Genomic DNA, 3,349 nt, shown 5'->3' with positions numbered 1-3,349 from the left:
ATCACCGCCAGCACTGCCGCCGTTGGGTCCGGCGAGGCCGTATCGCCCGTCGAAGGTGAAGGTGCCGTTGGACTCGTAGATATTGCCGATGTTGAGCTGGTTCTGGACCCACTGACCGCCGAAGACGATCTGGTGTTTGCCGCGGAGCAGGGTGACGTCGTCATCGAAAGCGATAGTGTTGTCGTTGAAGTGGGAGACGGAGTTGGTACCGCCACCGACGTTGAACTTGTTCGAGATGGTCATCTGCAAGCCGTTGGGTACGGCCTGATAGAGATTGACCCCGAGCGTTGCCGCGTTGATGTCGTTGGCTGCATAGCCGCGATTGTTGCGGCGGCGCATGAGGGTGAGGTGCGACGTATTGACCGTGCGGGCGCTGATCGTCCATGCCTCGCCGAATGTCAGGGTCTGGACGCGCTGGAGGTTGCCCGACTGCGTGGTGACGAGGAGGTTGTCGGGAAAGAAGAAGGCCGGAAGCTGATAGCCGTCGATAAAGTAACGAGCGTAAAAGTTGTTTTTGGGGTTGATATTCCAATCAACACGGGTGACAAACTGGTTGTCGGATGTGATGGAGGGGATCGAATAGGAGACCAGGCCGCAGTTGCCTAGATCGATAGCCGGATCGATCTTCGGCAAATAGGAGATCAGCTTCAATGCCTGAGCGTTCCAGGTGGGCGGGCTGGAATATTTGTTGCCCACGAGCTTCGCGCCGGTCAGGGGATCGTACAACTGCACATACTTGCTTGCGCAGGCGCCGGATGGCGTAGTGGTTCCTGCGGGGTGGGTTGCGTCGGGCGCGGGATCGGTGACAGAGAAATCTCCGAGCAGATTGGCGGCTGTGGGAACATGGGCCTGAGTGGAAGCCTGCTTCTTGGTGATGTGTTGCCGTTGGTATCCGGCGAAAGCAAAGAGTCTGTCTTTGATGATGGGGCCGCCGAAGGTTCCGCCAAACGAGTTTTGATGCAGCACATCGGGGGAGGTGGAGTAGAAGTTCGAGGCGTCGATGTAGTTGTTACGGATGAACTCGAAGGCTGAGCCGTGATACTGATTGGTGCCGGAGCGGGTGACGACGTTGACCATGCCGCCGGTGTGCATTCCGTTCTGTGCGCTGAGCCCCGCCGCCTCGACGCTGAACTGACCGACTGCATCCGGGAAGGGGAATGGCAGGTTGCCGTTTGCCATGTAGTCGTTGTTGTCGCCGCCGTCGAGCCGCCACATGGTGGTGTTGCCCATGCCGCCTGCAATGGAGATGGAGACTGTCTGATAGGAGTACTTGGTGCCGGTAAAGTCACCGCCTGGCGCCACGGTAGATGCACCCGAGAGCGTAATGAGATCCGCCATGTGACGGAGGTTCAAGGGCATCGCCGTCATCTCCTGCGAGTCGATGGTCTGCTTGAAGGTGGAATCTTCAGTTTGCAGCGCCAGTCCGTTGGCCTTGACCTCGATCTTTTGCTGGGTCTGGCCTACCTGCATCTTCACGTTGACCGCGATGCTGCTGCCGACTTCGAGCACGATGTGCGTCTGGGTGTAGGTCTGAAAGCCGGTCATGCGGACTTCAACCGAGTAGGTGCCGACCGGGACGTTGGGGAAGGTGTACAGCCCATTACTGTCGCTGACGGCGCTGCGCTGGACGTGGGTAGCAGTTTCGGTGAGCGTGACGGTAGCGCCGGGGATAACTGCTCCGGTCGAGTCGGAGATGGCGCCCTGGATGCTGGCTGTGCCGGCAGCCTGCGCATAGGCAGCCGGGGTGTTGGTGGAGAGCAATAGGGTAAGGGCGGCGGCAAAGGCAACAGCGCCCCTCAGGAACAGGCCTCGAAATTTGGGAGATGACATGATGTGTTTCCTCGCAATGAAATCGGGTTCCACGCTGGATGGATCGTCGTTTTAGGTACATGCGGATTGGTCGTACCGCTTGTGTGGAGGACTATAGGTGGTTGGTTTCCGGGCTGTCAACAGAAATAGTTCCGTGTCTGAACCAGGTGCAGCACAATGGGATAGCTACGCCTGGATGCGTGTCGCGCACAGCTCGTCAAGGGCCAGGGGACTCTCGTTTTACTTTTCTGCGAGCGTCACGCGGGGGATTTGCTGGAGGTCGTTGAGGAAGGTGACGGCGCTCCAAGCTGCCAGCAGCGCGGCAATGGATTCACGCTGATGATGGCCGATTTCGAGTGCGAGCAGGCCGCCGGGGCGAAGCACCTCGTGGGCCTGAGGGATGAGGCGGCGATAGACATCGAGCCCCGTCGCACCGGCAAAGAGCGCCATGGCCGGTTCGTAGTCGCGAACCTGCGGATGGAGCTCGGGCAGGTCGGTTAGCGCGACATAAGGTGGGTTGCTGACGATGGCATCGAAGCCTTGATGGTGGGTAATTGGTTGGGCCAACAGGTCGGATTCGACGAAACGAATGCGATGGGCCAGGCTATGTTCCCGCGCGTTGGATTCGGCAACGGCGAGGGCCTGGGGCGAGAGGTCGAGCGCGGTGATCTCGGCGTGAGGCAGATGCCGGGCAAGTGCAATGGCGATGGCCCCGGAACCGGTGCCGATATCGGCGATACGAAGCGGCCCGGTATGTGCTTTGAAGCGCGCAAGGACCGCCTCGACCAGCAGCTCTGTCTCCGGTCGTGGGATCAGGACGGCCGGGGTGACACGAAAGGTCAGGCCGTAGAACTCTTGTAGCCCGGTGATGTATTGAATCGGCTCATGCTTGAGACGGCGGTCGATGCTCTGGCGAAAGAGCGATTCTTCTTTGGTCTCGAGCGGGCGCGCGGGATTGGCGAGAAACTGCGCGCGGGTGATGCCGAGGGCGTGCAGCAGTAGATGCTCGGCGTCGCGACGAGCGTCGGCACGGAGGTACGAGTCGCCTGAGAGGCGGGCAGCAGCTTCAACGGCAGCTTCGCGGAGGGTCATGGCGGGTGTGGCTGTTCCTTCGAGAGAGGATCGTGACACAAGGAACACAATGCGGGGTTCTTCGCTTCGCTCAGAATGACAAGCTAAAAAATGACTCCCTGAGGATGCCACCTCAAGAACGCTCGTAACAACTATCAGGCTGCGTTAGCGGGCGACGATGCGGATGATGTTGCCGTCCGGGTCGAGCACAGTGAGTATGCTCCCGACTTTGGTGAAGGCGATGTGCTGCTTGCGGAGCAGGTGCTCGGAGCGCGAGAGGCTCTGGGTCTGGAGCGCGATGCGGGCGCGGTTGCCGAGGGTTGCCGCAGGGACAAGCTCGACCTGTTCGCCTGAGTCTCCGGGGAGATGGAAGAGCGTCATGTTGCCAGTGACGGGCTTGAACTCAAGCTGGTTGACGTAGAAGTCGCGCGCTGCGGCTGGGTCTTTGACGGCAAGCGTGACAATCAGC

At 60.1% G+C, this 3,349-nt stretch carries 2 protein-coding genes and 1 pseudogene; all 3 read right to left on the bottom strand.

Annotation, left to right across the window (positions count from 1 at the left end; translation table 11 throughout):
* Positions 1-1,830: TonB-dependent receptor (locus VFU66_RS13645; RefSeq protein WP_326446815.1), on the bottom strand; the 1,830-nt coding region annotated here is incomplete at its 3' end.
* A gap of 219 nt (positions 1,831-2,049) precedes the next feature.
* The gene (gene prmC, locus VFU66_RS13640) at positions 2,050-2,940 is read right to left on the bottom strand and encodes a peptide chain release factor N(5)-glutamine methyltransferase (RefSeq protein WP_326446814.1); all 891 of its coding nucleotides are present in this window, start codon (positions 2,938-2,940) and stop codon (positions 2,050-2,052) included.
* A 105-nt stretch (positions 2,941-3,045) separates the two neighbouring features.
* Positions 3,046-3,349 (bottom strand): annotated as a pseudogene (locus tag VFU66_RS13635) (VOC family protein); the annotation flags it as partial.

This window comes from Edaphobacter sp., assembly GCF_035763405.1.
Classification (GTDB): domain Bacteria; phylum Acidobacteriota; class Terriglobia; order Terriglobales; family Acidobacteriaceae; genus Edaphobacter.
Note: the sequence above shows the minus strand (reverse complement) of the source record. Positions and strands in the feature narration are given on the sequence as shown.